The following is a 24,887-nucleotide window of genomic DNA, read 5'->3' as shown; positions in this document are numbered from 1 at the left end:
CCATTGATCGGTGTCCGCTGAACTGAGCCAGAGCCCGAGAACGTCGTCGCTGTCCGCGGCCGACATCGATGAGGCTGCTCAGCGGATTTCCGACGTGGTCCTGCGCAGTCCGCTGGAGTACAGCGAGCGGCTGTCGGAGGCCACCGGCGCGAACGTTTATCTCAAGCGCGAAGACCAGCAGGCCGTGCGTTCCTACAAGCTGCGTGGTGCCCACAACCTGTTGATGCAGCTGTCGCCCGAGGAGATCGCCGCTGGCGTGGTGTGCTCGTCGGCAGGTAACCACGCACAGGGGTTTGCGATGGCATGCCGCTCGATGGGCATCCACGGCCGGGTTTATGTACCGGCCAAGACACCGAAGCAGAAGCGCGACCGCATCCGGTATCACGGACGCGAGTTCATCGAGCTGATCGTGACGGGCAACACGTACGACGAGGCCGCGGCCGCCGCGCTGGACGACATCGCGCGCACCGGCGCCACATTGGTGCCGCCGTACGACGACCTGCGCACGATCGCGGGGCAGGGCACAATAGCCGCCGAGATTCTCGACCAGCTCGACGACGAACCGGATCTGGTCATCGTTCCGGTAGGTGGCGGTGGCTGCATCGCGGGCATCACCACCTATCTGGCCGAACGCACCACGAATACCTCCGTGCTCGGTGTCGAGCCCGCCGGTGCCGCAGCGATGATCGCCGCGCTGGTCGCGGGAGGGCCGGTGACCCTCGAGGACGTCGACCAGTTCGTGGACGGTGCGGCGGTGAACCGCGCAGGCACGCTGACGTACGCGGCCCTGGCCGCGGCGGGGGACATGGTGTCGATCACCACCGCCGACGAGGGCGCGGTGTGCACGGCGATGCTCGACCTCTACCAAAACGAAGGCATCATCGCCGAGCCTGCGGGCGCGCTGTCGGTGGCTGCCCTGTTCGAAGCGCGTCTAGAGCCCGGATCGACTGTGGTGTGTGTGATCTCGGGCGGAAACAACGACGTTTCCCGTTACGGCGAGGTGCTCGAGCGCTCGCTGGTGCACCTCGGACTCAAGCATTATTTCCTGGTGGACTTTCCGCAGGAGCCGGGTGCGTTGCGGCGGTTCCTGGATACGGTCCTCGGCGTCAACGACGACATCACCTTGTTCGAGTACGTCAAGCGCAACAACCGCGAGACCGGTGAAGCATTGGTTGGAGTCGAACTCGGTTCGGCCACCGACTTCGACGGCCTCCTCGAACGGATGAAGGCGTCCGACATTCACGTTGAAACGCTCGAGCCCGGCTCGCCGGCCTATCGCTACCTGCTCTAGGAAGGCGCGATGTAGGCCGATGCGCTCCAGGTAGCACACGGTAGCTCTAGTCTGCTGCGCTCATCTCCGGCTCGACCAAGACCTGTACCAGCGATTCGTCGTTGGCGCGGAAGATCGGCTCCAGCTCGATTTCGCGCTGCGCCGCCACCTCGGTCAGCAGCGCTACCCACTCGCGGTCCAGCTGTGAAATCCCTCCGACGCCGGGGCGGGTCAACAACAGCGCCGGGGTGGTTCCGGGCTCGAATTCGTACAGGATCCAGTGCAACCGCACCAGAACGTCATCGACGTAGTCGCGTCGAGGACGAGGTGGCATCGGAATCTGCGTCATCGTCTTGTATAGACGCCGGTCGCGGCTCACGAAGCCGACCCATAGCAGACGTTGACCAAATCCCAGCTCTTGCATCAAGGCGCGCCACCGTTGGCGCAAATCGGCCGCGGACCGGATTGGATTGGTCGCGGTTTCGATGGGTGGGATGGGTAGCAACTCGCGATGATTCATGTCGGCACTATGGGCCAACTTCCCGGTGTCGCGGTAGTCAGTTATCCACAGGCTGGCTGGCTGTGGATAGCGGCTTGACAACTGCGAACGAATGTCCTTCGATACGCATCGATTTCGCGCCGACGGTCGGCTCATCCCACGCCAGCAACACGTCGCCGGTGACGGGAACCTCGACCGGGTCGGCGCCGAGGTTGCAGGCGATCGCCAGCGACCCGCGCTGCATCACGATCCACTTCCGATCCTCGTCGTAGTCGACCCGCATATTGTCCAGCCACGGATCGGCGAGGTCAGGTTCATTCTGCCGCAATGAGATCAGCTGCTGGTATACGCGGCGCAGCCGACCGTGCTCACCCTCGTCAATCTCCTGCCAGTCCAGCTTGGACCGTTCGTAGGTGGCGGGGTCCTGGGGGTCGGGGATCTCGTCGGCATTCCACCCGTGCTCGGCGAACTCACGCTTGCGGCCCTCCGCGGTGGCTCTCGCCAGTTCGGGCTCGGGATGCGAGGTGAAGAACTGAAAGGGCGACGACGAGCCCCACTCTTCGCCCATGAAAAGCATTCCGGTAAAGGGCGATCCGAGTGCAAGCACAGCCTTGACCGCCAGTTGGCCGAAAGTGAGGTTCTGCGACGGGCGGTCACCGCATGCCCTGTTGCCTACCTGGTCGTGCGTCAGCGTGTACGCGAGCAGCCGGGTCGCCGGGATCGTCGACGTGTCCAGCGGACGGCCGTGTCGCCGGTGCCGGAAGGATGAGTACGTACCCGCATGGAAGTACCCGTGCTTCAACGTCTGCGCCAGTGTCTCTATCGAGCCGAAATCCGAGTAATAGCCCTGACGTTCACCGGATACCGCGGCGTGAATCGCGTGGTGGATATCGTCGTCCCACTGCGCGGTCATGCCGAGGCCGCCGTGGTCCCGCGGGGTGATCAGCCGTGGGTCGTTGAGGTCGCTTTCGGCGATCAGCGACAGTGGGCGGCCCAATTGTTCGGCCAGCGCGTCGGTTTGGGCTGACAGTTCTTCGAGAATGTGGATCGCCGTGGTGTCGACGAGAGCGTGCACCGCGTCGAGGCGCAGACCGTCGGCGTGAAAGTCGCGCATCCATCGCAGCGCGCATTCGAGGATGTAGGTGCGGACTTCGTCGGCGTCCTGGCCACCGATGTTGATCGACTCGCCCCAAGGATTACTGCCCGCGGAGAGGTACGGGCCGAATCGCGGCAGGTAATTGCCCGACGGGCCGAGGTGGTTGAAGACCGCGTCGATCAACACACCGAGGCCGCGCCGGTGGCACGCGTCGATGAACCGCACGAGCGCGTCAGGCCCGCCGTACGGTTCGTGCACCGCATACCACAGCACCCCGTCGTAGCCCCAGCCGTGCGTTCCGCCGAACGCGTTCACGGGCATCACCTCGACGAAGTCGACGCCGAGATCCACCAGATAGTCCAGCTTCTCGATCGCCGAATCGAACGTGGCACCCGGAGTGAACGTGCCGACATGCAGTTCGTAGATCACGCGACCCTCGATGGAGGCGCCGGCCCAGTCGGCGTCTGTCCATGCGCCGGGGTCTGGCCGCCAAAGCGCCGAGCGGGCGTGCACACCGTCGGGTTGACGCGGCGACCGCGGATCCGGCAGGACCGTCGGATCGTCGTCGAGAACGAACCCGTAGCGCGCCCCGTCGCCGGCGTCGACATCGGCACGCCACCAGCCGTCGTCGGATCGTGCCATCTCATGGAGGGTGCCGTCCACATCGAGCCGGACCCGCTCGGGAATCGGCGCCCACACCGCGAATTCAGCCATTGGTGCGCTCCAGCAGCGCGACGGGTAGGTCCGCGAACAGCTCGACGGCCAGTACTCGGCCGCTGAACCTCGTACCTGAGATGCGGTCGGTCCACTGTCCGCCGGGTAACACCAATGCCGTGTCACTCCAACCGGTCTCCGACAGCGTTACGGTGTGCCTGCTGACGACGGTCAGCACGTCGTGGCCGCGCAGAAATCCCACCAGATGGTCAGCGGCGGGGCCCTCGGCCCGCACCGGTGTGTAGGCACCTTCGGTGAAGCTGGCAGCGCGCTCCTTCCGGAGCCGCAATGCCGCTGCCACGACTCGAATCTTCGGATGGCGCAACGTCTTGAGCGCCTGGATGCGGGTCATGTAGTCCACCGGCCGGCGATTGTCGGGGTCGACGAGGCTGTCCTCCCATAGCTCGGTGCCTTGATAGATGTCCGGGACCCCGGGCGCGGTGAGAGCAATCAACTTCTGGCCGAGGGCGTCGCTGCGCGCATGAAGGTCGATGCGGGCCACCAGCGACGTCAACTCGGTACCGACCGGACCGTCGAGCACGGCGTCGATCCAGGTGTGTACCGCCGATTCGAACTCGTCGTCCGGTTCGTTCCAGGTGGTGTGGGTAGCCGCCTCCCGGATGGCCTTCTCGGCGTAGGCATGCAGCCGCTCGCGAAGCTCGCCGCCGACGGTGCCGTCGACAGGCCACACTCCGAACATGTTCTGCAGCAAGAAGAGTCCCGTCGACGGGTCGGGCGGTGGCGCGGCCAGCGCCCACTTCCCGACGAGCTCCGCCCACAGCGACGGCACCTGCGACAGCACGCCGATGCGGGCGCGCACATCCTCACCGCGTTTGGTGTCGTGGGTCGTCAGGGTGACCATGGTTGACGGCCACATCTGTGCGCGTACCGCGGCACGCTGGTGGAACTCCGCGACTCCGACACCGAAGCGCTGTGGCTCGCCACCCACCTCGTTCAGCGACACCAATCGTGCATCGCGATAGAACAGGCAGTCCTCCATGGACTTCGCGGTCGCCGCACCACACAGCTGCTGCAGCCGCACGTTGGTCTCGGTGCTGGCGGCAAGCGCGGACGCGATGATCGCGAAAGCGCCTGCGAGATCGGGTCGCTCGGCGCCGGCTTCGGCGAAGGCGATCGGCAGCACCAGGGACAGCCCCCGGTAATCGGAGCGGTACACCTCGATGTGGCTGAGCAGTGTCGCCAGCGCCGTGGCTACGTCGGGGTGCTCGGTGCCGGTTGCGGCCGTGATCGTGCGGCACAGCCGGGCCAGTTCACTCTTGAGGGTTTCGGTGACGGCCTCGACCTTGAGTCGGCGGGCCAGCGCAGGCATCTCGGCGTACGGCGAACCCGCGGAATCGAACAGATGGGTCAGGGCGGCTTCACCCGCCGGGTCGACGAACAAGCCGCCGATCTCGCGCAACGCGTCATACCCGGTGGTCCCGGCGACCGGCAAGGTAGGTTCCAACGCCTCGTCTACGGCGAGGATCTTCTCGACGACGATCCACGCTTCCGGACCGACCAGCTCGCGCAGCCAACCGAGATACCCTGCGGGATCTGACAATCCGTCGGGATGGTCGATTCGGATCCCGTCGACGAGACCCTCGTCGAACCAACGTTTGACCTCCGCGTGCGTCGCGTCGAAGACCGCGCGGTCCTCCTGGCGCAGCCCGGCCAGCGAGGTGATGGAGAAGAAGCGCCGATATCCGCAGATGCCGTTGCGCCAGCCGATGGCTCGGTAGTGGGAGCTGTCGGCGGGGTAGCCCGGTGGTGGATCGTCGCCGTCATCGCCGAGGACCGGCAGTACGATCCGACGTTCGGGATCCAGGTCCCAGTCGATATCAAAAAAGGAGGAGTAGGACGACCCGTGTCCGTGGGTCAGCACATCCAGCCACCACTTGTTCTGCTGCGGATCATCCACGCCGACGTGGTTGGGCACGATGTCAACGATGAGTCCCATGCCGCGCGACCGCGCCGCCGACGACAACCGTGCCAAACCCTCGGCGCCACCGAGTGCCGCCGAGACGGTCAGGGGATCGGTGACGTCGTAACCGTGGGTCGAGCCTTCGGCGGCGGTGAGAATCGGCGACAGGTAGACATGCGTGATGCCGAGGGCATCGAGGTAGTCGAGTTGGTTCTCCGCATCGGCGAAAGTGAAGAAGTCGCCACGCATTTGAAATCGGTACGTCGAAAGCGGACGCATGGTCTAGGCCGTCTTGCGTAGCACCAGCAGCGATCGCGGCGCCAGTGTGAGTTTCTCGCCAGCCGAAACCACGAGGTCGGAGTCTCCCGCCGGATGCGCCGTGTCGATCGCCGCGGTCCATTGAGTGGCGTAGCCGTCGTCAGGCGCAATGAAGTCGACCTGCTTGCTGTGGCCGTTGAAGCACAGCAGGAAAGAGTCGTCGACCACCCGTTCGCCACGATGGTTGGGCGTCGGGATGGCGTCGCCGTTGAGGAACACCGCGACACACTTGTCGAGGCCGGACCCCCAGTCCTCGGGTGTCATCTCGCTTCCCGCAGGCGTCAGCCACGCGATGTCGCGAACCTGGTCTCCGGATCGAATCGGTTTACCCTCGAAGAACCGCCGCCGTCGGAACACCGGATGCTTCTTGCGGAGTTTGGTGACCTTGCGGGTGAACGCGAGCTGCTCGGCGTTCGTCTCGCACAGTGACCAATCCATCCAGGAGATCTCGGAATCCTGGCAGTAGACGTTGTTGTTGCCCCGCTGCGTGCGCCCGATCTCGTCGCCGTGCGAGATCATCGGGGTGCCCTGCGACATCATCAGCGTGCCCATGATGTTGCGCATCTGCTTCGCACGCAGCGCGAGGATCTCGGGGTCGTCAGTTGGTCCTTCGACGCCGCAGTTCCACGACCGGTTGTGGCTCTCGCCGTCACGGTTGTCCTCGCCGTTGGCCTCGTTGTGTTTCTCGTTGTATGACACCAGGTCCGCGAGCGGAAAACCGTCATGGCAGGTGACGAAGTTGATGCTGGCACCCGGACGCCGACCGGTCGCCTCATAGAGGTCCGACGATCCGGTCAGCCGAGATGCGAATTCGCCTAGGGTTGCGGGCTCGCCCCGCCAGTAATCGCGCACAGTGTCGCGATACTTCCCATTCCACTCCGTCCACAAACCCGGGAAGTTGCCGACCTGATAGCCACCCTCGCCGACGTCCCACGGTTCGGCGATCAGCTTGACCTGACTGATCACCGGGTCCTGTTGGATGATGTCGAAGAAAGCGCTCAGCCGGTCGACTTCGAAGAACTCCCGGGCCAGCGCGGATGCCAGGTCGAACCGGAATCCGTCGACGTGCATCTCCAGCACCCAGTACCGCAGCGAGTCCATGATCAGCTGCAGGGTGTGCGGATGCCGTGGGTTGAGGCTGTTACCGGTGCCCGTGAAGTCGCGGTACAGCCTCTTGTCGTCGTCCATGAGCCGGTAGTACGCGGCGTTGTCGATGCCTCGGAAATTGATCGTCGGCCCGAGGTGATTCCCCTCGGCGGTGTGGTTGTAGACGACGTCGAGGATCACCTCGATGCCGACCTCGTGGAAGGTTCGCACCATCGCCTTGAACTCTGCGACGGCACCACCTGCGTGCTTGTTCGCCGCGTACTCGTAGTGGGGGGCGAGGAAGCCGAAAGTGTTGTAGCCCCAATAGTTTCGTAGGCCGAGGTCGATCAGCCGGTGGTCGTGCATGAACTGGTGCACCGGCATGAGTTCGATCGCGGTGACGTTCAGCGACTTGAGGTGATCGATGATTACCGGATGCGCGAGGCCCGCGTACGTCCCGCGCATGTCCTCGGGGATGCCGGGATGGGTCTGCGTCATGCCCTTGACGTGCGCCTCGTAGATGACGGTTTCGTGGTACGACGTGCGCGGCGCCCGATCGGATGCCCAGTCGAAGTAGGGGTTGATCACAACGCTGGTCATGGTGTGGCCAAGCGAGTCGACCATCGGTGGCGTCCCGCCGCTCGCCGGGTCGTCGGCGTTCAGGTCGTAGGAGAACAGTGCCTGGGTGAATTCGAACTCACCGTGAAACGACTTCCCGTACGGGTCGAGGAGCAGCTTGCTCGGATCACAGCGATGGCCCACGGTCGGATCCCACGAGCCGTGCACCCGGAAGCCGTAGCGCTGCCCGGGCGTCACCGTCGGCAGGTAGCAGTGCCAGACGTAGCCGTCGACCTCCTCGAGATTGATCCGCTCCTCGCTGCCGTCCTTGCCGATCAGACACAGCTCGACGCGGTCGGCGATCTCGGAGAACAGCGAGAAGTTCGTTCCCGCACCGTCGTACGTTGCTCCGAGGGGATACGCGGTACCCGGCCAAACGGTCGGTACCGAGGCCGGGGGACCGGATGACATCAGTCGACCCACCAACCGGTGGCGGCCGCGATCTGCCGTCCGAGCTCGTTGGTCATCGTGCGCATGTAGGTGGTCGAGATGTGGTGGGCATCGTGATACAGCAACACATTTCCCTCGACCGCGCGACAGATGTCCTTTCGGCAGACCGCGTCGCTCATGTCCAGCGGCTTGAGCAACGGAAACTTCGCGACGATATCGAGGGTGGGGTTGTAGGGCGACAGGACGTCGGACCGCTTGACGCCGCACGAGATGGCGTTGCCGCCGTCGGCCAGGCAGTCTGCAGGGAAGTACGGCTGACCGTTGCGCACCAGCCACGGAGTATCGCGCATCGCCAGGATCGGAATGTTGTTCTCGGACAACGTCTGCCAGATGCCCGTGTAGGTGGCGGGCATGACATCGCCCGGTTTGATGTTCCACGGGCGGGTCGCGGTGGTGAACACGTAGTCCGGGTGGTCGGCGATGATCTTGTCCATCACCCGCTCGTTCCACTCGTGACACTTGGGGTAAGGACGGTTGTCGCCCATGACCAGTGGAACTTCCTCGGTGGTCAGTGGGCAGCCCATCTTCAGGTAGGTGACCACCTTGAAGTTGTGCATCCGGCCGAGCAGGTCCAGGGCGGTGATCCAGTGTTCGGCATGGGAACCGCCCGCGAGCGCGATGGTCCGGGTCGCGGAATCATCGCCGTAGTTACAGGTGATGACGCCGACGTTGTCGAAGTCGCTGATGCAGCCGTCCTCCGTGGTGCGAGGGAGGTCGTTTCTGGCCTCGAGGACCGTCGGGCGCATCGGCAGCTTTGGCACCTTGGCCTTGTCGATGAGTGCGCGGGCACCGGGATAGTCTCGCGACGAAAGGCCGGTCAGCTCCTTGCCTGTCGAGCGTTCGATGGTCACGTGCTCACGCCAGGTGAACGACGTGGCGGTCAACGCGACCGCCAGCAGGACGACGACCGAGCCGAGTGCCATCGTCGGCCTGCGCAGGCGGGCGCGCAACGCGACGGTGGGAGCCGACGCCGCGGGGGTGCGATAGCGCAGCGGGTTCTCGATGTACTTCGTCGTCAGCCAGGCCAGCACGCCGGACACCAGCAAGATGACCGCGCCCTCAACGAAGTTGACGCGGGGATGTCCCGTGTAGGACAGGTAGTAAATCAGTAGCGGCCAGTGCCACAGGTACAGCGAGTACGCCATGGCGCCCAGTGCGACGAACGGGGCGGTGGCCAGCAGCCGGTTGGGGGCGGGCATGCGACCGTCGGTGTGCGGGTCGGCCACCCGGTTCGCCGCGGACAGGATGAACAGCATCGTCGCGCCGACCGGAACCAGTGCCCACGGTCCGGGGAATTCGTGCACGCCGTCGATAAGGAAACCGCACGCGAGAATCGCGGCCAGCGCGATCACGGCGGCCGTCGTCCGCAGCCACATGGGCCAGCGCAGGTTGGTCACCAGCGCGCCGACCAACGCACCGAGCAGCAACTCCCATGCGCGGGCAAAACTGTTGTAGTACGCGGTCGCCTGGTCGGCGTTGTGGGCGAAGATCGCGTACACGAACGACGCGATGGTCAATGCGCTCAGCAGCACGATGAACGCGATGCGCATATGGCGGCCGAAGATGCGGCGGAACAGCAAGGCACAGCCGAAGATCAGCGCGAGGAAGGTGATGTAGAACTGGCCCTGCACCGACATCGACCAGATGTGCTGCAGCGGGCTCACGGCCTCGCCGGCGCGAAGGTAATCCGATGCGGTGCGCGCCAATTCCCAGTTCTGGTAATAACCCAGACTCGCCAGACTCTGGTCTGCGAATGTCTCCCAACGGGTTTCGGGCTGGATCAAGATCGTCAGCACCGCCGCGGCAGCGAGCACGACCACGAGTGCGGGCAGCAGCCGGCGAACCAGCCGTGTGACTTCGGGTACCGGCCACAGCGATGCGCCAGGCGTCATGGCAGTGCGCAGCAGGCGTCCACCGAAGAAGAACCCCGACAGCGCGAGGAAGACGTCCACGCCACCGGAGACGCGACCGAACCACACGTGGAAAACCGCAACGAGCAGGATCGCGACGCCGCGCAGTCCGTCCAGGTCGTGCCGATAGCTTTCCGACGCGCGCGAAGTCTTGCCTGCGTTCGCTTCGCGCGACGGTGGTCCCGGTTTGGTGGCTGGCGCCGGCCGGGGAGGGGCGAGGGTCATCATGGTCGACGGATAATCTACCGAAGGTGGCCGCACTGACGCCCGCCGAGATCAGCGCCATCGACGCCGCCCACGTCTGGCATCCCTACAGCACGATCGGCGCAGAGGCATTGACCCCGCTGGTCGCCGTGGGCGCCCGCGGCGCCTGGCTGACCCTGCACCGCGATGGGCAGGAGCTGCGGGTCCTTGACGCGATGGCGTCCTGGTGGACCGCGATCCACGGTCACGGCCATCCGGTGCTGGACGCAGCGATCACCGGGCAGCTGGCCACGATGAACCACGTCATGTTCGGCGGGCTGACCCACGAACCCGCGGCGCGGCTGGCGCAACTGCTGGTAGAGCTCACCCCAGACGGGTTGGACGCCGTGTTCTTCAGCGACTCCGGATCGGTATCGGTGGAGGTCGCGGTCAAGATGGCGCTGCAGTACTGGCGCAGCAGGGGGCGCTGGGACAAACACCGGCTGATGACGTGGCGCGGCGGCTACCACGGCGACACGTTCACCCCGATGAGCGTCTGCGACCCCGACGGCGGCATGCATGAGCTGTGGAGCGACGTGTTGGCTCCGCAGGTATTCGCCCCGCCGGTGCGAAACGAGTACGACGCGGCCTACGTCGAGGACTTCGAGAAACAGCTGGCCGAGCACGCCCATGAGCTGGCCGCCGTGATCGTCGAACCTGTCGTGCAGGGCGCGGGCGGAATGCGGTTCCACGATCCGCGATATCTCAGCGACCTGCGCGAGATCTGTAGCCGCCATGACGTGCTGCTGATTTTCGACGAAATCGCGACCGGGTTCGGGCGCACCGGTGAGCTGTTCGCCGCCGACCATGCGAGGGTGACGCCCGACATCATGTGCGTCGGTAAGGCGCTCACCGGCGGCTACGTCACCCTGGCCGCGACGCTGTGCACGAACGAGATCGCTCATACCATCAGTTCGAGCGATGCGGGCGCGCTGATGCACGGCCCGACGTTCATGGCCAACGCGCTGGCGTGCGCGGTCTCGGTCGCCTCGGTCGAGTTGTTGCTCGCCGGGGACTGGCGTTCGTCGGTGCGCGCGATCGAGGCGGGCCTGCGTGACGGCCTCGCGCCCGCGGCATCGATGCCCGGGGTGGCTGACGTGCGGGTGCTCGGCGCGATCGGCGTCATCGAGATGGATCGACCCGTCGACCTTCGGGTCGCGACACCGGCGGCGCTGGATCACGGGGTCTGGTTGCGTCCGTTCCGCAACCTGGTCTACGTAATGCCGCCCTACATCTGCACGCCCGAGGAGATCGCCCAGATCACTTCGGCGATGGTCGGCGTCGCACGTGCACTCACGGGTTGATCGCAAGCACCTGGTGGCTGCAATCCACCCGTCAACGCCAACGGCATTTGTTGGCGCAGGTACCGATGTCTTAACCTGAACACCGTTCAATTGTCGGCTCGCCGACGTGTTCAATTGTCGGCTTGGGAGGCAGCGTGACGCGCACCGGACTTTCGCCGCTGGCCTGGCTCGACGAGGTCGAGCAGCAGCGTCGTGCCGCCGGTCTGCGGCGTTCCCTGCGCACCCGGCCACCCGTCGGCGCGGAACTGGACCTGGCCTCCAACGACTATCTCGGCCTGTCGCAGCATCCCGATGTCATCGAGGGCGGCGTCGCCGCGCTGCGGACCTGGGGTGCCGGATCGACCGGATCACGGCTGGTCACGGGCAACACCCAGATTCACGAGGGCTTCGAGCACGCGCTCGCCGACTTCACCGGCGCTGAATCGGCGCTGGTGTTCTCGTCGGGTTACACCGCGAACCTGGGCGCTGTGGTGTCGCTGTCCGGCGCCGGGTCGCTTCTGGTCTCCGACGCCTTGACACACGCCTCCCTGGTCGACGCGTGCCGCCTGTCACGGGCCCGCGTGGTGGTGACCCCGCATCGCGACGTCGCGGCCGTCGAGGCGGCGCTGGCCGGCCGTGACGAGGAACGCGCAGTGGTGGTGACCGACGCGGTGTTCTCCGCCGACGGCGTGGTCGCACCGCTGCGCGCACTGCACGACGTATGCCGCCGACACGGCGCGCTGCTCCTCGTCGACGAAGCACACGCGCTGGGGGTGCGGGGCACCGGCGGCCGCGGGCTGGTGCACGAGGTCGGTTTGGCGGGCGCGCCGGACGTCGTGATGACGACGACGATGTCCAAGGCGCTGGGGAGCCAGGGTGGCGTGGTGCTCGGGCCGGCGGCGGTACGCGACCACTTGATCGACGCCGCACGGCCGTTCATCTTCGACACAGGATTGGCCCCCGCCGCGGTGGGAGCCGCATGGGCGGCGCTGAACGTGCTGATCGCCGAGCCGTGGCGCGCGCAGGCGGTGCTGGATCATGCAGCGGCGCTTGCCGCGGTGAGCGGTGTCGTCGAACGCCCCGACTCTGCGGTGGTTTCGGTGATCCTCGGTGAACCCGAGGTGGCGTTGGCCGCCGCTGTCGCGTGCCTGGACCGCGGTGTCCGTGTGGGCTGCTTCCGACCGCCGACCGTCGCACCGGGTACTTCGCGCCTGCGGTTGACGGCCCGCGCATCGCTCTCGGACGACGAGATGGCCTTGGCGCGTGAGGTTCTCACCGACGTACTCTCTGCGCGCACGTGAGCACGATCGTCGTCACCGGGACCGATACCGGCGTCGGCAAGACGGTGGCGACGGCCGCCGTGGCGTGTAGTGCGCGGCTGGCGGGAATCGATGTCGCGGTGTGCAAGCCCGTGCAGACCGGTAGTCCGGCTGACGACGACCTAGCTGACATCGCGCGGCTTTCTGGCGCGACCGATTTGCGCGGTGCGTGGCGATACCCGGAGCCGCTGGCTCCGGTCGCGGCCGCGAAACGAGCGTGCCTACCGTTGCCGACGCGCGCCGAACTGGTCGGGTCGATACGCGAGGCCGGCGACGGGGGAGCCAAGCTGGTGCTGGTGGAGGGCGCCGGCGGTCTGCTCGTCGAGTTGGGTGAGGGCGGGGTCACACTGCGCGACGTCGCGGTGGACCTGGCCGCACCGGTGCTGATCGTTGTCGCTGCGGGTCTTGGCACGTTGAACCACACCGCGTTGACATTGGAAGCGCTTGATTCCCAAGGGGTTCCGTGCGCTGGATTGGTGATCGGGGCGTGGCCCTCCGATCCGGGTCCGGCAGAGGAAGGCAACCGCGAGGCGCTGAGCAGGCTCGCTCCGGTGCGCGCGGTGCTGCCCGCGGCCCTCGGTGCGGTGAGCGCTGCGGAGTTCGAGACCGTATGCTCGTCGGCGTTCGATCCGGCGTGGATCGCCAGCCTGTAGCGATGGTGCATTCCGTCGAGTTGCTGTTCGACCGAGACACCGATGCGGCGATTCGGCGGATCTGGGACGACCTCACCGGAGTCGGGGTGCGTAGCCAGGCCGCGCACAGAGCACCGAGCAATCGACCGCACGTCACGCTGACAGTGGCGGAAGCCATGGACGAATCGGTCAACGATGCGCTGCGGCCCCTGCTGCGACGGCTGCCGCTCGGCTCCACGATCGGCGCGCCAATGCTGTTCGGCCGCAGAGATTTCACTCTGGTTCGGCTGATCGTGCCCTCTGCCGAACTGCTCTCGCTACATGCCGAGGTACAAAACACCTGCCTGCCGCATATGCCTGCTGGTCCTCTGCCGCATTCAGAACCTGGGCAGTGGACGCCACACGTGACGCTGGCGCGCCGCGTGCCTCCCGATCAATTGGAGTCGGCTTTGACGCTCAAGAGCGTGGGGCATCCGCTGTCCGCAACGGTGGTGGGCCTGCGGCACTGGGACGGCAACTCCAAACGGGAATACCCGATCTAAAGAACCGTTTCCCCAACGCTCTTCGGTACACACATCCGCCAGCCATCGATCAGCAGCTCGCGGAGCTCTTCCAGATCAATAGCGTCGAGCCGCACCAGAATCCAGTTGTATCGCATCTCCGATTGACGCGGCATCATGAACTTGTCGGGTTCCGCAGCGACCATTGCCGCGCGCTCCTCCTTGGGAAAGCCAACACCCATCACCGTCTCGTCGCGCGAGAACGCGGCATACACGAGCCGTCCTGCGCGGAACCGGATCTCGTCGCGGACAACGGCTTCGTAGGACCTCGGCAGCGTCGAGGCGATACGGCGCACGTCGTCGACGGTGATCACGGCCCGAACGTGAGCGGCGACGCCTGAGAAACGTTGATGCCGTCGACGAACAGGCGCAGGCCGAACGCGAACCGCGCATTCGCGTCGTCGGCTAGCACCGACTGCCACTCGGGCAGCTCGGCGCCAGCAGCGTCCCACTGCAAGCGTGATTGCTCGTCCACGGTGAAGCCGAGCACGTAGTAGACGACGGTGCGGGCGGCCAGTTCGGCGTGTGCCGAGTCAACGCCGACCTCGGATACGGCCTCGGTCAGAATTGCCAGAATCTGCTTCATCGCCGACGACTGACCGGCCGCGAAGCTCGCCGACACCAGCTCGGCTCCGTCGGTGTGCGACAGCAGCGCGTCGCGAAGCCGGTCACACACCTCGACCACGCCGCGCGCGGATGGCACGCCCTCGAGAATCCGATCGGAAACGGCGCCGAGCAGCTCCTGCTTATTGGCGAAATGCCAGTACAGAGCGCCAGGGGACACGCTCAGCTCGCGCGCAAGCCGTCGCATCGTGAGGTCGGCGATGCCGTATTCGTCCAGCAGTGTCGTCGCTGCCTCGACCACGTCGCGTTTGTGGAGCTGCACACCGATACCCTAACCTGAACGCCGTTCAAGTTTGATGAAGGGACCGACTGTGAGCGACATTCTGGCGAAGGCACGCGACCAGGTACTGGAGCGCGGCGAAGGCCTCGACCAGGATCAGACGCTGCAGGTACTGCGTCTGCCCGACGAGAACCTCGACGAACTGCTCGAGCTCGCCCACGAGGTCCGGATGAAATGGTGCGGACCTGATGTCGAGGTCGAGGGCATCATCAGCCTGAAGACCGGCGGCTGCCCCGAAGACTGCCATTTCTGTTCGCAGTCTGGTCTTTTCGCATCACCGGTGCGCAGTGCATGGCTCGACATCCCCAGCCTGGTCGAGGCAGCCAAGCAGACCGCGAAGACCGGGGCCACCGAATTCTGCATCGTCGCCGCGGTCCGCGGCCCGGACGAGCGACTGCTGGCGCAGGTAGCGGCCGGCATCGAGGCGATTCGCAACGAGGTCGACATCCAGATCGCCTGCTCGCTGGGCATGCTCACCGCCGATCAGGTCGAGCGGCTCGCCGAGATGGGCGTGCACCGCTACAACCACAATCTGGAGACCGCGCGGTCGTTCTTCACCAACGTCGTGACCACCCACAGCTGGGAAGAGCGGTGGGAGACCCTGCAGATGGTCCGTGAGGCCGGCATGGAGGTCTGCTGCGGCGGCATCCTCGGCATGGGCGAAACTCTGGAACAGCGTGCGGAGTTCGCCGCCAACCTCGCCGAACTCGATCCGCACGAGGTGCCGCTGAACTTCCTCAACCCGCGACCGGGTACGCCGTTCGGCGACCTCGAGGTGCTCCCTGCGTCGGAGGCACTCAAGGCCGTCGCGGCCTTCCGGCTCGCGCTGCCGCGCACGATGCTTCGGTTCGCCGGTGGCCGTGAGATCACGCTGGGCGACCTGGGCGCCAAGCAGGGCATTCTCGGTGGCATCAATGCCGTCATCGTCGGCAACTACCTGACGACGCTGGGCCGGCCGGCCGAGTCCGACCTGCAGCTGCTCGATGATCTGCAGATGCCCATCAAGGCGCTCAACGCCACTCTGTAGAACCATTGAGTGATGGCGTTCAACGTCTATACGGGCGAGCCCGATGGCACGCCGCTGCCGGCAGCGGCGCAACTTGGCCTCGAGCCGCCCCGATTTTGCGCGGAGTGCGGCCGCCGGATGATCGTGCAGGTGCGTCCTGACGGCTGGTCGGCGAAATGCTCGCGGCACGGCGTAACCGACTCGAAGGATCTAGAGCAGCGATGAGTGAGCTTGCCCCACCCCGTATTTCGCGTAACCGCGCAGCAATGACCGTCGTCATCGGCTTGGCGCTGACGGGCGTGGTGATCGGCTCGCTGTGGGCGTGGCTGGCCCCGCCCATTCACGGTGTGGTGGCGTTGACCAAGAGCGGTGAGCGCGTCCGTGCACACCTCGGCAACGAGGCCGACCACTTCTTCGTGGCCGCCTTCCTTGAGATCGGCATGCTGTGCGTGATGGCTGTCGTCGCGGCCGTACTCGTGTGGCAGTGGCGTGCGCACCGTGGCCCGCTCATGGTGACCGCACTCGGTCTAGGATGTGCAGCGGCGGCGGCTGTGGCCGCGGGAGTCGGTGCGGCACTGGTTCGTTGGCGATACGGAACCATCGACGTCGACTCGGCACCGATCTCACCGGAGCACCGCGTGCACTACGTCATCGAGGCCCCGCCGGTGTTCTTCGGGCACTCGCCGCTACTGATCGCCCTGACGATCCTGTTTCCCGCGGCTATCGCGACGCTGGTCTACGCACTGATCGCGGTGTCGATCCCTCGCGATGATCTGGGTGCGTGGCCACCTATCGAAACCGAACTCGACGGCGCGATCGCTACAGCGGGGACCGTTCTACCGTCCGACCGGTGACGACCTTGGCGACGATCTTCGCCAGTCGCGCCATGCCGACGTAGGTCATAGGGTTCAGCAGCGTCGGCCACTTCGTCCGAACCATGTGCTCCGACAATGGCTTTCCGGCGAACCGATCGATCAGCCAGCGCAGTGTCATCGGCGCGGACATGGGGTGTAGCAGCATGTGCTCACTGAACATGTCGCGGTGGTAGGTGACTGACGCGCCGCCGGATCGGTACATTTCCGCGAGCTCGTCGATGCTCTCGACCGAGATCAGCTGGTCATGGACCGCCTGCACGATCAGCACAGGCGGAGTCGGTGCCGCGACACCGAGCTTGATGTCGGCGAAGACATGCTGCACTGCGGGGCTGTTGAGGATCTCCTCGAGGGGCCAGTCGAGCAGGTCGCCCATGTCTTTCTTGGCCATCCGGACCATCGCCTCGGCGGTCGTCATTGTGTGCAGGCGCTCGAGAAGCACCTTGCCCTCTGGGGTGACGTGGTCCTGAATGAGCTTGTTGAGATCTGGATAGATGTCCGAGAGCGCGGCGACGACGAGTGCGGGCAGTCCGGATGCGAACGTGCCGTTGAGCCTGCGGAAGGTGTGCCCGAGGTCGCCGACGGGCGATCCGAGCACCGCGCCGACGACATTTAGCTCCGGCGCATAGGTACCGCTCATTTCGGCGGCCCATGCGGTGGCCAGGCCGCCGCCCGAATAGCCCCAGAGGCCGACCGGTGCGGCCGGCGACAATCCGAGCCGCTTGGAGCCGAGCGCGGCGCGCAGTCCGTCGAGGACGTGGTAGCCGGGTTCGTACGGGGCGCCCCACATGCCGAGGCGGCCCTCGTGGTCGGGCACTGACACCGCCCAGCCCTCAGCGAGGCAGGCGGCCACGAGAAGGAACTCGAACTGGGCGACGGCACCGGTCGCGTGTGCGTGCCGCCGCAGGGCGTACGAAGGAAAGCAGCGCGACGTGACGGCGTCGATCGCGCATTGGTAGGAGATTACCGGCGTGACGGCCGCCGGCGCGCGCTCGGCGGGCACGATCACGGTGGTCGCGGCGGCATCGGCGTTGCCGTGCATGTCGGCGGTGCGATACAGCAGCTGGGTGGCTCGCACACGCTGTGGGATCAGGCCCAGGAATGCCAGCTCGACGTCCCTGCTGCGCAGGACGGTTCCCGGGGTGGCGTGCTGGAAGCCGGTAGGGGGGTCGTAGAACGGGTCGTCCGACGGCAGCTGCGGACGCGTACCGCGTACCAGCTCGTCATGCGGGACGTGCCCGATCCACTCTGCACCAGCTACTGGCGCGACGCTGCCCAGATCCATCGGGCCATTGTTACTTAAGGCAACGTTAAGAAGCCAGCCGACTCACCCTGGCGGGCGTAATGCGGCGAATTCGTCGGTCACCCGGTAGTGGGAGTCGGTGAACCGATACAGCGCGGCGGGACGACCGCCGCTGCGGCCCGAGCGCGCGGTGGTCCCGGTGCGGGTGATGACGTTCCGTCGTTCCAGCACGCGTTGCAGGTTGGTCGCGTCGACGGGGTGCCCCAGCGCAGCACTGTAGATGTCCCGTAGCGTCGATACGGCGAATTCGGTTGGTGCCAAGGCGAAGCCAATATTGGTATACGACAGTTTGGCGACGAGTCGGGCGCAGGCGTGCTCGACCATCGGTCCGTGGTCGAAGGCCATCGGCGGCAAATCGTCGACCGGGTGCCACCGGGTGTCCGGCGGCAGCTCGGGGGTTGCGGGGGAGGGCACCAAGCCGAGGAACGTCGACGCGATGGTGCGGGTGCCTGGGACTCGGTTCGGATCGGAAAACGCCGCGAGCTGTTCGAGGTGAGCAACCTCACGTAGGTCGACTTTTTCGGCGAGCTGACGCCGAACCGAGCTGGTCAGATCCTCGTCGTTGCGCAATCTGCCGCCGGGCAGGGCCCATTTTCCCGCCTCCGGCTCGAGTGCACGCTGCCACAACAGCACGTGAAGTGCAGGTTTCGGGGAATCGACGGCGCGAACCTGGAACACAGCGGCCAGCACCTCGTGCTCGGTGCTACTATGGGGCATGTTTTCGATTGTAAGTCGAAAACCTCGATAAAGCTAAGGAGGCGGTTGTGACGGTTTTGGATCGCATGCCCGCTAACGATCTGGCGGACCACATCGTCGCGGGGCCGAACGGATACTCCGGCGTCGACGGCGATCAGGAATGGGCCGCCGAGGTGCGCCGCCTGGCCGATCTGCGCGGTGCGACGCTGCTGGCGCACAACTACCAGCTGCCGGCCATCCAGGACGTCGCCGACCACGTCGGTGACTCGCTGGCGTTGTCGCGCATCGCCGCCGAAGTCCCCGAGGACACCATCGTGTTCTGCGGCGTGCACTTCATGGCCGAGACCGCAAAGATCCTGTCCCCGGAGAAAACCGTGCTGATCCCCGATCAGCGGGCCGGATGCTCACTGGCCGACTCGATCACCGCCGACGAACTGCGCGAGTGGAAGGCCGAACACCCCGGCGCTGTGGTCGTCTCGTACGTCAACACCACCGCCGCAGTGAAAGCCGAGACCGACATCTGCTGCACCTCGTCGAACGCCGTCGAGGTCGTCGCGTCGATCCCGGAGGACCGCGAGGTGCTCTTCTGCCCGGACCAATTCCTGGGTGCTCACGTGCGCCGCGTGACCGGCCGCAAGAATCTCCACGTCTGGGCCGGTGAATGCCATGTGCACGCCGGCATCAACGGCGACGAGCTGGCCGATCAGGCTCGCGCGCATCCGGACGCCGAACTCTATGTCCACCCCGAATGCGGTTGCGCCACTTCGGCTCTGTACCTGGCCGGCGAAGGCGCATTCCCGGAGGACCGAGTCAAGATCCTATCCACCGGCGGCATGCTGGACGCGGCGCGGGACACCCGGGCGCGCCAGGTGCTCGTCGCGACCGAGGTCGGGATGCTGCACCAGTTGCGTCGCGTCGCACCGGAAGTCGACTTCCAAGCGGTCAACGACCGGGCGTCGTGCAAGTTCATGAAGATGATCACCCCCGCTGCGCTGTTGCGCTGCCTGGTGGAAGGCAAGGACGAGGTCCACGTCGATCCCGAGACCGCCCGACTGGGACGTGACAGCGTGTTGCGGATGATCGAGATCGGTCAGCCCGGCGGCGGCGAATGACGCGCCAGGCCGGTTGCGGCGGTAGCGGCTACTGGCAGCAGCGCGCCGACGTCGTCGTGATCGGCACCGGTGTGGCCGGTCTGTGCGCTGCGCTCGCCGCACACCGTCGGGGCCAAAAGGTGATGGTGCTCAGCAAGGCCGGCAACACGGCCACGTTCTACGCGCAGGGCGGCATCGCGGTGGTATTGCCGGAAGTCCTACGCGAAGACGGCGATTCGATCGACGCACATGTGGCCGACACGTTGGCTGCGGGTGCCGGACTGTGCGACCCGGAGGCGGTGCGCTCCATCGTCGCCGATGGTTACCGCGCGGTGCGCGACCTCGTCGATGACGGCGCTCGGTTCGACGAAGCGGCCCCCGGACAGTGGTCCCTCACCCGAGAAGGCGGGCATTCGCGCAGGCGGATCATCCACGCCGGAGGCGATGCGACCGGCGCGGAGGTCCAGCGCGCGCTGGACGATGCCGCGGCCCGCTTGGACATCCGTCGCAACCACGTCGCGCTGGAGATCCTGCACGACGATGGCGCGGTCACCGGCGTCCTCGCGCTCAACGACGACGGCCCGGGGATGATCCACTCTCGATCGGTGATCCTGGCGACCGGTGGACTCGGGCACTTGTACTCGGCGACCACGAATCCCGAGGGTTCCACGGGTGACGGTGTCGCGCTGGCGATGTGGGCCGGGCTACCGGTGTCCGACCTCGAGTTCATTCAGTTCCACCCGACGATGCTGTTCGACGGACATGCGGGTGGGCGACGGCCGCTGATCACCGAGGCTGTCCGCGGCGAAGGTGCGGTTCTTGTTGACTCCCATGGCCGTTCGGTCACTGAAGGGGTGCATCCAATGGGGGATCTGGCGCCACGCGATATCGTCGCCGCGGCGATCGACGCCCGGATGACGGAGACTGGCGACCCCTGTGTCTACCTCGATGCACGCGGTATCAAGGGTTTCAAGAAGCGCTTTCCCACGGTCACGGCGGCGTGCCGCGACGCGGGTATCGATCCGACGCGTCAGGCCATCCCCGTTGTCCCGGGCGCGCACTACAGCTGTGGCGGTGTCGTCACCGATGTCCATGGGCGCACCGAATTGACGGGGCTTTTCGCGGCGGGGGAGGTGGCGCGCACCGGAATGCATGGGGCGAACCGATTGGCCTCCAACAGCCTGCTCGAGGGTCTTGTGGTCGGCGGTCGAGCTGGAAGCGCCGCGGCCGCACACGCTTCGGACTCCGGAACGTCCACCGCGGTGCCGCCGGAGCCAGCGGTTCGGCGTGCCCTGCCGAGGGCGGATCTGCAGAGGGCAATGACGCGGTACGCGGCAGTGGTCCGAGACGATGCCGGTCTGCGCTCGCTGGCCCAACTGCTGGAGACCGGATCCCCCCGGAAGCTCAACTCGCGCAAGGATTTCGAGGATGTCGCGCTGACCTGCGCGGCGGGTGCGGTGATGACAGCGGCTTTGGAGCGAACCGAATCGCGGGGCTGCCATCATCGTTCCGACTACCCGGAAACTGACCCGGCGATGGCGCGCAGCCTGGTGCCCGCGGTGGTGTGCGCCTGATGGAATTGACTGCCGATGAGCTGACCGAGGCTCGCCGGGTGATCGCACTCGGCCTCGAGGAGGACCTGCGGTACGGCCCTGATGCCACCACGCTGGCGACGGTCAGCCCGGATGCCACGACGACCGCGTCGATGGTCGCCAGGCAGCCCGGCGTCATCGCCGGCGTGGACATCGCGCTGCTGGTCCTCGACGAGGTGCTCGGTGTCGGCGGATACGTCGTCAAGCACCGTGTCGACGACGGCGAGTGGCTCGACGCGGGCGGGGTGGTGCTGGCTGTCGAAGCGCCGACGCAGGGCTTGCTGACCGCAGAGCGCACCACGCTGAACCTGGTATGTCATCTATCCGGCATCGCCACCACGACCGCGGAGTGGGTGGCCGCCGTCCAGGGCACCGGAGCGAAGATCCGCGACACCCGCAAGACTTTGCCGGGGCTGCGGGCTCTGCAGAAGTACGCGGTCCGGGTCGGCGGTGGAGTGAACCACCGGATGGGCCTGGGCGACGCCACGCTGATCAAAGACAACCACGTCGCCGCCGCGGGCTCGGTGGTGGCTGCGCTGCGGGCCGTGCGCGCCGCCGCTCCGAATCTGCCGTGTGAGGTTGAGGTGGACTCCCTGGAACAACTCGACGAGGTGTTCGCCGAGAACCTGGGGGACGAGGCACTCGTGCTGCTCGACAACTTCCCGGTCTGGCAGACGCAGATCGCGGTCCAGCGCCGTGATTCGCGGTCTCCGGCAACCAAGCTGGAGTCCTCGGGCGGACTGTCGCTCGATACGGCGGCCGAGTACGCCGGGACAGGCGTGGATTACCTGGCAGTCGGTGCGCTCACCCACTCGGTGACCGTGCTGGACATCGGGCTGGATCTCTAGACAGCACAGGCCATTACGATGGCGCATCGTGAATGTCGTTTCGCGCCGCCTCATGGCGCTGACCATCATCAGTCTGGCCGTGGCGGTTGCCGCGCTAGGGGTGGCCGCTTGGTCGGTGTACCGGTCAGATCCGGCCAACACGGACTACAGCGCTGAACAGACCGCCGACGCCAGGGCCAAGGTCTGTACGGCGGTGGAGGTCGTGCGGCGCGGCGTGTCGCTCAATACCAATTTGATGCCTGCGGGTGGAGCGGCTGACATCACCGGTGCTCAGGCCGTGGCCGCCAACGCGCGGGTGTCATTGAATGACGGCGGGCAGTACCTGATCGCGCGGTTGGACCCGGCGACGCCGGACGACCTGGCCGCCAAAGTTCGTGAATTCGCCGATGACCTGATGGATATCGGTGCGAACGCGACGGCGGGCGTGACAAACGACGATCCCGCGCAGGCCCAGCGACTGAAGAACGCCGACGAGGTGAACGCCGGCCTCGAAGAGTTGTGCAAATAGCTATTCGGTGAGCAGCATGCGCGCGCCCGCTTTCGCGGAATCGAGCGCGGCACTGTCACCCGCGATGCGCGACAGGATCAGTGCTCCTTCGAGAAGGGCGATGACGGCCAGCGCCGTCTGCTCGGAGTCGGCTTCGCCCCAACCATCGTCGCGCAACCGGTCGGCGATGGCTGTCTGCCAGGCGCGAAAAGCCCGCGCCGACGCCTCACGGACGAGCGGGCTCGCGTTCACCGATTCGGTTGCGATCGGTTCGATGGGGCAGCCGTCGCGTCGATCCATCGCCAAGCCCGATGACATCAGATCGATCCAGCCGTCGACGATGTCGGGCACCGGCAATCCGCTGCCGAGAAACTGCCGCAGCCGCGTTTCGATATCGGTTCCGGCGCTGTCCACCACAGCCGCCGCCAGCTGCTGCTTGCCGTCGGGGAAGTGGTGGTACAGCGATCCGGCTTTGACGTCCGCGGTCTCCAAAATCTGATTCACACCGGTGGCCGCATAACCCTGCCTGCGAAAGAGCTGGGCCGCGGCGTTGACGAGTGCGGTGCGGCTCCGATCTGGGCGGGGCATCTCTTGACTTTACTTGAAAGGTCACTCAAGAATAGTTGAACAATCGCTAAAGAAGGGGCCGACGATGCAGCAGCTGGTGTTCGAAGAGGCGGGTTCCTATGCCTGGCGCGAGGCCGCGGAACCCCAGATCCAGGCCCCTGAGCAGGCAATTGTCCGGCCGACGCTGGTGGCATGTTGCGACCTCGACGTGGCTGTCGCCGAGGGCCGTCTCCCGGTGCCGCCCGGACACGCGGTCGGGCACGAGGGCATTGGTGAAGTCGTCGCCGTCGGGGATGCTGTGCGCAGTGTGGCGCTCGGCGATCGGGTCGTCATCCCGTTCCAGATCAGCTGCGGGCAATGTCGCGAGTGTCGACGGGGAGTGACGGGGTCGTGTGGCGCGCATCCGCTCATGGCCATGTACGGCATGGCACCGCTCGCCGGCTTGGACGGCGGCGGATTCATGGCTGATCTGGTCCACGTGCCGTACGCCGACGCGATGCTGGTGCCGATCCCGCGCGGCGTCGACCTTGTCGGTGTCGCGTCCTTATCGGACAACATCGTCGACGGGTGGCGGGCAGTCGGGCCGTACCGGGCCGAACTCGACGCACTCGACGTCGCCGATCGGCGTGTCCTGGTCGTCGGGCGGCAATCGATTGGCCTGTACGCCGCGGGATTGGCCGCGGCGCTCGGCTATGGCGTCGACTATGTCGATACTGATCCGCAGCGGCTGGCTGCCGCCGAAAAGCTCGGTGCCACAGTGCATGACAGGCCCAAGCCGGACAAGTCATCGGGTCCGTATCCGGTCACTGTCCACACGTCCGCCGATCCGGCCGTGCTCGCGGCGACGCTACGCGCGACGTGGCCGGACGGTGTGTGCACCGACACGGGCATCTATTACCAGGGTGCGGTCGAGCTGCCGTTATTGCCCATGTACACGCGAGGGGTGAGGTTTGTGACAGGCCGGGTCAACGCGCGCGCCGTCATTCCCGAGGTCGTGGAACTTCTCGAAGCAGGCTGTGATCTCACGCCGGCGGTGGACCGGGCGGTGCCGTGGGACGCGGCCCCGGAAGTCTGGCCCTCGATGACGGGCAAGACGGTGTTCACGCGATAGCGCTCAGGCGATGTCGGCGACGAAGATGGCCATCTTCTTGGCCTGTGTGCGCGCCATGAACGGCAGGTCGTCGGCGCCGCCCGTACCCGCTGGCAGAATCCGCGGGTTGACGATGTGGACTGTGCGCGAGCCGAAGACGACGTCGGCCTCGTTAGCGGCAATCACATTCTTCACCCAGTCGGTCTTGCCGTGCCCGAGCGCGATCGCGAGAACGGTGCCCTTGCGGAACGGGGTGACGACGGTTTCGTAGGTCTTACCGGACTTGCGGCCGCGGTGCTTGATCTTCGCGACGCCGGGCATGAACCGCGCAATCCGCTTGACCATCGGGTTCATGTACTTGATTTGCAGGCGCTCGAATGTGGGCGGATAAACCATCGGGACGCCCGGCGCGTTGTTGGGATGATCCTTGGCGGACATGAATCTGGACACTACGTGACGAGGGTCCGGTGCTGCAGAAACAGGCGCTGCTGACCGCAAAAATGCCGCTGCTC

Annotated in this window: 24 protein-coding genes and 1 pseudogene; 13 read left to right on the top strand and 12 right to left on the bottom strand. The window is 66.1% G+C overall.

The window, feature by feature from the left end; all coding sequences use genetic code 11:
* The first annotated feature begins 10 nt into the window (after positions 1-10).
* The gene (ilvA, locus tag ACIA48_RS14100; protein ID WP_396732047.1) at positions 11-1,291 is read left to right on the top strand and encodes a threonine ammonia-lyase IlvA; all 1,281 of its coding nucleotides are present in this window, start codon (positions 11-13) and stop codon (positions 1,289-1,291) included.
* A gap of 46 nt (positions 1,292-1,337) precedes the next feature.
* Here ilvA and ACIA48_RS14095 read toward each other — a convergent pair whose 3' ends face one another.
* The 5 genes from ACIA48_RS14095 to ACIA48_RS14075 are packed head-to-tail and all read right to left on the bottom strand — an operon-like array spanning position 1,338 to position 10,110.
* Positions 1,338-1,790 (bottom strand): hypothetical protein, encoded by a 453-nt coding sequence (locus ACIA48_RS14095; RefSeq protein ID WP_396732045.1) that lies wholly within the window; start codon positions 1,788-1,790, stop codon positions 1,338-1,340.
* Positions 1,791-1,827: 37 nt separating this feature from the next.
* A complete protein-coding gene (gene treZ, locus ACIA48_RS14090; protein ID WP_396732043.1) occupies positions 1,828-3,579 on the bottom strand; it encodes a malto-oligosyltrehalose trehalohydrolase in 1,752 nt (583 codons plus the stop codon).
* A complete protein-coding gene (gene treY, locus ACIA48_RS14085) occupies positions 3,572-5,779 on the bottom strand; it encodes a malto-oligosyltrehalose synthase (RefSeq protein WP_396732040.1) in 2,208 nt (735 codons plus the stop codon). Before treY ends, treZ begins: the two co-directional genes overlap by 8 nt.
* Before the next feature lie 3 nt (positions 5,780-5,782).
* Positions 5,783-7,933 carry a glycogen debranching protein GlgX gene (gene glgX / locus ACIA48_RS14080; RefSeq protein ID WP_396732037.1) on the bottom strand — a complete coding sequence of 717 codons (2,151 nt, stop codon included), beginning with the start codon at positions 7,931-7,933 and terminating at the stop codon, positions 5,783-5,785.
* Positions 7,933-10,110: an acyltransferase family protein gene (locus ACIA48_RS14075; protein WP_396732036.1), complete on the bottom strand. Its 2,178-nt coding sequence runs from the start codon at positions 10,108-10,110 to the stop codon at positions 7,933-7,935. The genes glgX and ACIA48_RS14075 overlap by 1 nt, the downstream gene beginning before the upstream one ends.
* Before the next feature lie 23 nt (positions 10,111-10,133).
* Here ACIA48_RS14075 and ACIA48_RS14070 point away from each other — a divergent pair, with 23 nt between their 5' ends.
* The 4 genes from ACIA48_RS14070 (at position 10,134) to ACIA48_RS14055 (ending at position 13,901) form a co-directional block, all read left to right on the top strand.
* On the top strand, positions 10,134-11,429 hold the full coding sequence (locus ACIA48_RS14070) for an adenosylmethionine--8-amino-7-oxononanoate transaminase (RefSeq protein ID WP_396732033.1): 1,296 nt from the start codon (positions 10,134-10,136) through the stop codon (positions 11,427-11,429).
* 134 nt (positions 11,430-11,563) lie between these two features.
* The gene (locus tag ACIA48_RS14065; protein WP_396732030.1) at positions 11,564-12,709 is read left to right on the top strand and encodes an 8-amino-7-oxononanoate synthase; all 1,146 of its coding nucleotides are present in this window, start codon (positions 11,564-11,566) and stop codon (positions 12,707-12,709) included.
* Positions 12,706-13,380, top strand: coding sequence for a dethiobiotin synthase (bioD, locus tag ACIA48_RS14060; protein ID WP_396732027.1), 675 nt, complete (start codon positions 12,706-12,708; stop codon positions 13,378-13,380). The genes ACIA48_RS14065 and bioD overlap by 4 nt, the downstream gene beginning before the upstream one ends.
* A gap of 2 nt (positions 13,381-13,382) precedes the next feature.
* Entirely contained in the window at positions 13,383-13,901 is a 519-nt protein-coding gene (locus ACIA48_RS14055; protein ID WP_396732024.1) for a 2'-5' RNA ligase family protein, read from the top strand.
* Here ACIA48_RS14055 and ACIA48_RS14050 read toward each other — a convergent pair.
* Together ACIA48_RS14050 and ACIA48_RS14045 are read right to left on the bottom strand one after the other, a co-directional pair.
* A complete protein-coding gene (locus ACIA48_RS14050; RefSeq protein WP_396732022.1) occupies positions 13,898-14,233 on the bottom strand; it encodes an MmcQ/YjbR family DNA-binding protein in 336 nt (111 codons plus the stop codon). The genes ACIA48_RS14055 and ACIA48_RS14050 overlap by 4 nt on opposite strands.
* Positions 14,230-14,805, bottom strand: coding sequence for a TetR family transcriptional regulator (locus tag ACIA48_RS14045; RefSeq protein WP_396732019.1), 576 nt, complete (start codon positions 14,803-14,805; stop codon positions 14,230-14,232). Before ACIA48_RS14045 ends, ACIA48_RS14050 begins: the two co-directional genes overlap by 4 nt.
* Positions 14,806-14,854: 49 nt before the next feature.
* Here ACIA48_RS14045 and bioB point away from each other — a divergent pair, with 49 nt between their 5' ends.
* The 3 genes from bioB to ACIA48_RS14030 are packed head-to-tail and all read left to right on the top strand — an operon-like array spanning position 14,855 to position 16,683.
* Positions 14,855-15,850: a biotin synthase BioB gene (bioB, locus tag ACIA48_RS14040; protein WP_396732016.1), complete on the top strand. Its 996-nt coding sequence runs from the start codon at positions 14,855-14,857 to the stop codon at positions 15,848-15,850.
* Positions 15,851-15,862: 12 nt separating this feature from the next.
* Positions 15,863-16,054: a hypothetical protein gene (locus tag ACIA48_RS14035; protein ID WP_396732013.1), complete on the top strand. Its 192-nt coding sequence runs from the start codon at positions 15,863-15,865 to the stop codon at positions 16,052-16,054.
* Entirely contained in the window at positions 16,051-16,683 is a 633-nt protein-coding gene (locus ACIA48_RS14030; protein ID WP_396732011.1) for a DUF2567 domain-containing protein, read from the top strand. Before ACIA48_RS14035 ends, ACIA48_RS14030 begins: the two co-directional genes overlap by 4 nt.
* Here ACIA48_RS14030 and ACIA48_RS14025 read toward each other — a convergent pair.
* The 3 genes and pseudogenes from ACIA48_RS14025 to ACIA48_RS14015 all read right to left on the bottom strand — a co-directional run bounded on the left by ACIA48_RS14025 (position 16,649) and on the right by ACIA48_RS14015 (position 18,721).
* Entirely contained in the window at positions 16,649-17,743 is a 1,095-nt protein-coding gene (locus ACIA48_RS14025; RefSeq protein WP_396732843.1) for a lipase family protein, read from the bottom strand. The two genes, ACIA48_RS14030 and ACIA48_RS14025, sit on opposite strands and share 35 nt — an antisense overlap.
* Positions 17,744-17,881: 138 nt before the next feature.
* Positions 17,882-17,977, bottom strand: a pseudogene (locus ACIA48_RS14020) (hypothetical protein); the annotation flags it as partial.
* 51 nt (positions 17,978-18,028) lie between these two features.
* Positions 18,029-18,721, bottom strand: coding sequence for an NUDIX domain-containing protein (locus ACIA48_RS14015; RefSeq protein WP_396732008.1), 693 nt, complete (start codon positions 18,719-18,721; stop codon positions 18,029-18,031).
* 65 nt (positions 18,722-18,786) lie between these two features.
* Between ACIA48_RS14015 and nadA the strand changes: the two genes are divergently transcribed.
* Genes nadA through ACIA48_RS13995 form a run of 4 tightly spaced genes read left to right on the top strand, consistent with a single transcriptional unit; the run spans position 18,787 to position 22,739 of the window.
* Complete coding sequence (gene nadA, locus ACIA48_RS14010; protein WP_396732840.1) at positions 18,787-19,812, top strand: quinolinate synthase NadA; 1,026 nt, start codon at positions 18,787-18,789, stop codon at positions 19,810-19,812.
* Positions 19,809-21,365, top strand: a complete 1,557-nt coding sequence (locus ACIA48_RS14005) for an L-aspartate oxidase (protein ID WP_396732006.1) — start codon at positions 19,809-19,811, stop codon at positions 21,363-21,365. Before nadA ends, ACIA48_RS14005 begins: the two co-directional genes overlap by 4 nt.
* Complete coding sequence (gene nadC / locus ACIA48_RS14000) at positions 21,365-22,231, top strand: carboxylating nicotinate-nucleotide diphosphorylase (RefSeq protein ID WP_396732003.1); 867 nt, start codon at positions 21,365-21,367, stop codon at positions 22,229-22,231. Before ACIA48_RS14005 ends, nadC begins: the two co-directional genes overlap by 1 nt.
* Positions 22,232-22,259: 28 nt before the next feature.
* Complete coding sequence (locus ACIA48_RS13995) at positions 22,260-22,739, top strand: hypothetical protein (RefSeq protein WP_396732001.1); 480 nt, start codon at positions 22,260-22,262, stop codon at positions 22,737-22,739.
* On the opposite strand, the gene ACIA48_RS13990 is transcribed toward ACIA48_RS13995, so the two are convergent.
* On the bottom strand, positions 22,740-23,306 hold the full coding sequence (locus tag ACIA48_RS13990) for a TetR/AcrR family transcriptional regulator (protein ID WP_396731998.1): 567 nt from the start codon (positions 23,304-23,306) through the stop codon (positions 22,740-22,742).
* Positions 23,307-23,370: 64 nt separating this feature from the next.
* Between ACIA48_RS13990 and ACIA48_RS13985 the strand changes: the two genes are divergently transcribed.
* The gene (locus ACIA48_RS13985; protein ID WP_396731996.1) at positions 23,371-24,396 is read left to right on the top strand and encodes an alcohol dehydrogenase catalytic domain-containing protein; all 1,026 of its coding nucleotides are present in this window, start codon (positions 23,371-23,373) and stop codon (positions 24,394-24,396) included.
* A gap of 3 nt (positions 24,397-24,399) precedes the next feature.
* Here ACIA48_RS13985 and ACIA48_RS13980 read toward each other — a convergent pair whose 3' ends face one another.
* On the bottom strand, positions 24,400-24,813 hold the full coding sequence (locus tag ACIA48_RS13980; protein ID WP_396731993.1) for a nitroreductase family deazaflavin-dependent oxidoreductase: 414 nt from the start codon (positions 24,811-24,813) through the stop codon (positions 24,400-24,402).
* Positions 24,814-24,887 lie beyond the last annotated feature (74 nt).

This window comes from Mycobacterium sp. NPDC051804 (genome assembly GCF_044452905.1).
GTDB lineage: Bacteria > Actinomycetota > Actinomycetes > Mycobacteriales > Mycobacteriaceae > Mycobacterium.
The sequence above is the reverse complement of the archived record's forward strand: the minus strand, read 5'-3'. Positions and strand labels throughout refer to the sequence as shown.

Coding starts and splice junctions, on each gene's coding strand:
- nadC (WP_396732003.1), top strand. CDS start 21,365: ATGGAATTGACTGCCGATGAGCTGACCGAGGCTCGCCGGGTGATCGCA.
- ACIA48_RS14095 (WP_396732045.1), bottom strand. CDS start 1,790: ATGAATCATCGCGAGTTGCTACCCATCCCACCCATCGAAACCGCGACC.
- treZ (WP_396732043.1), bottom strand. CDS start 3,579: ATGGCTGAATTCGCGGTGTGGGCGCCGATTCCCGAGCGGGTCCGGCTC.
- ACIA48_RS13990 (WP_396731998.1), bottom strand. CDS start 23,306: ATGCCCCGCCCAGATCGGAGCCGCACCGCACTCGTCAACGCCGCGGCC.
- ACIA48_RS14025 (WP_396732843.1), bottom strand. CDS start 17,743: ATGCACGGCAACGCCGATGCCGCCGCGACCACCGTGATCGTGCCCGCC.
- ACIA48_RS14075 (WP_396732036.1), bottom strand. CDS start 10,110: ATGATGACCCTCGCCCCTCCCCGGCCGGCGCCAGCCACCAAACCGGGA.
- treY (WP_396732040.1), bottom strand. CDS start 5,779: ATGCGTCCGCTTTCGACGTACCGATTTCAAATGCGTGGCGACTTCTTC.
- glgX (WP_396732037.1), bottom strand. CDS start 7,933: ATGTCATCCGGTCCCCCGGCCTCGGTACCGACCGTTTGGCCGGGTACC.
- ACIA48_RS14005 (WP_396732006.1), top strand. CDS start 19,809: ATGACGCGCCAGGCCGGTTGCGGCGGTAGCGGCTACTGGCAGCAGCGC.
- nadA (WP_396732840.1), top strand. CDS start 18,787: ATGCCCGCTAACGATCTGGCGGACCACATCGTCGCGGGGCCGAACGGA.
- ACIA48_RS13985 (WP_396731996.1), top strand. CDS start 23,371: ATGCAGCAGCTGGTGTTCGAAGAGGCGGGTTCCTATGCCTGGCGCGAG.
- ACIA48_RS13980 (WP_396731993.1), bottom strand. CDS start 24,813: ATGTCCGCCAAGGATCATCCCAACAACGCGCCGGGCGTCCCGATGGTT.
- ACIA48_RS14015 (WP_396732008.1), bottom strand. CDS start 18,721: ATGCCCCATAGTAGCACCGAGCACGAGGTGCTGGCCGCTGTGTTCCAG.
- ACIA48_RS14030 (WP_396732011.1), top strand. CDS start 16,051: ATGAGTGAGCTTGCCCCACCCCGTATTTCGCGTAACCGCGCAGCAATG.
- ACIA48_RS14035 (WP_396732013.1), top strand. CDS start 15,863: ATGGCGTTCAACGTCTATACGGGCGAGCCCGATGGCACGCCGCTGCCG.
- ACIA48_RS14055 (WP_396732024.1), top strand. CDS start 13,383: ATGGTGCATTCCGTCGAGTTGCTGTTCGACCGAGACACCGATGCGGCG.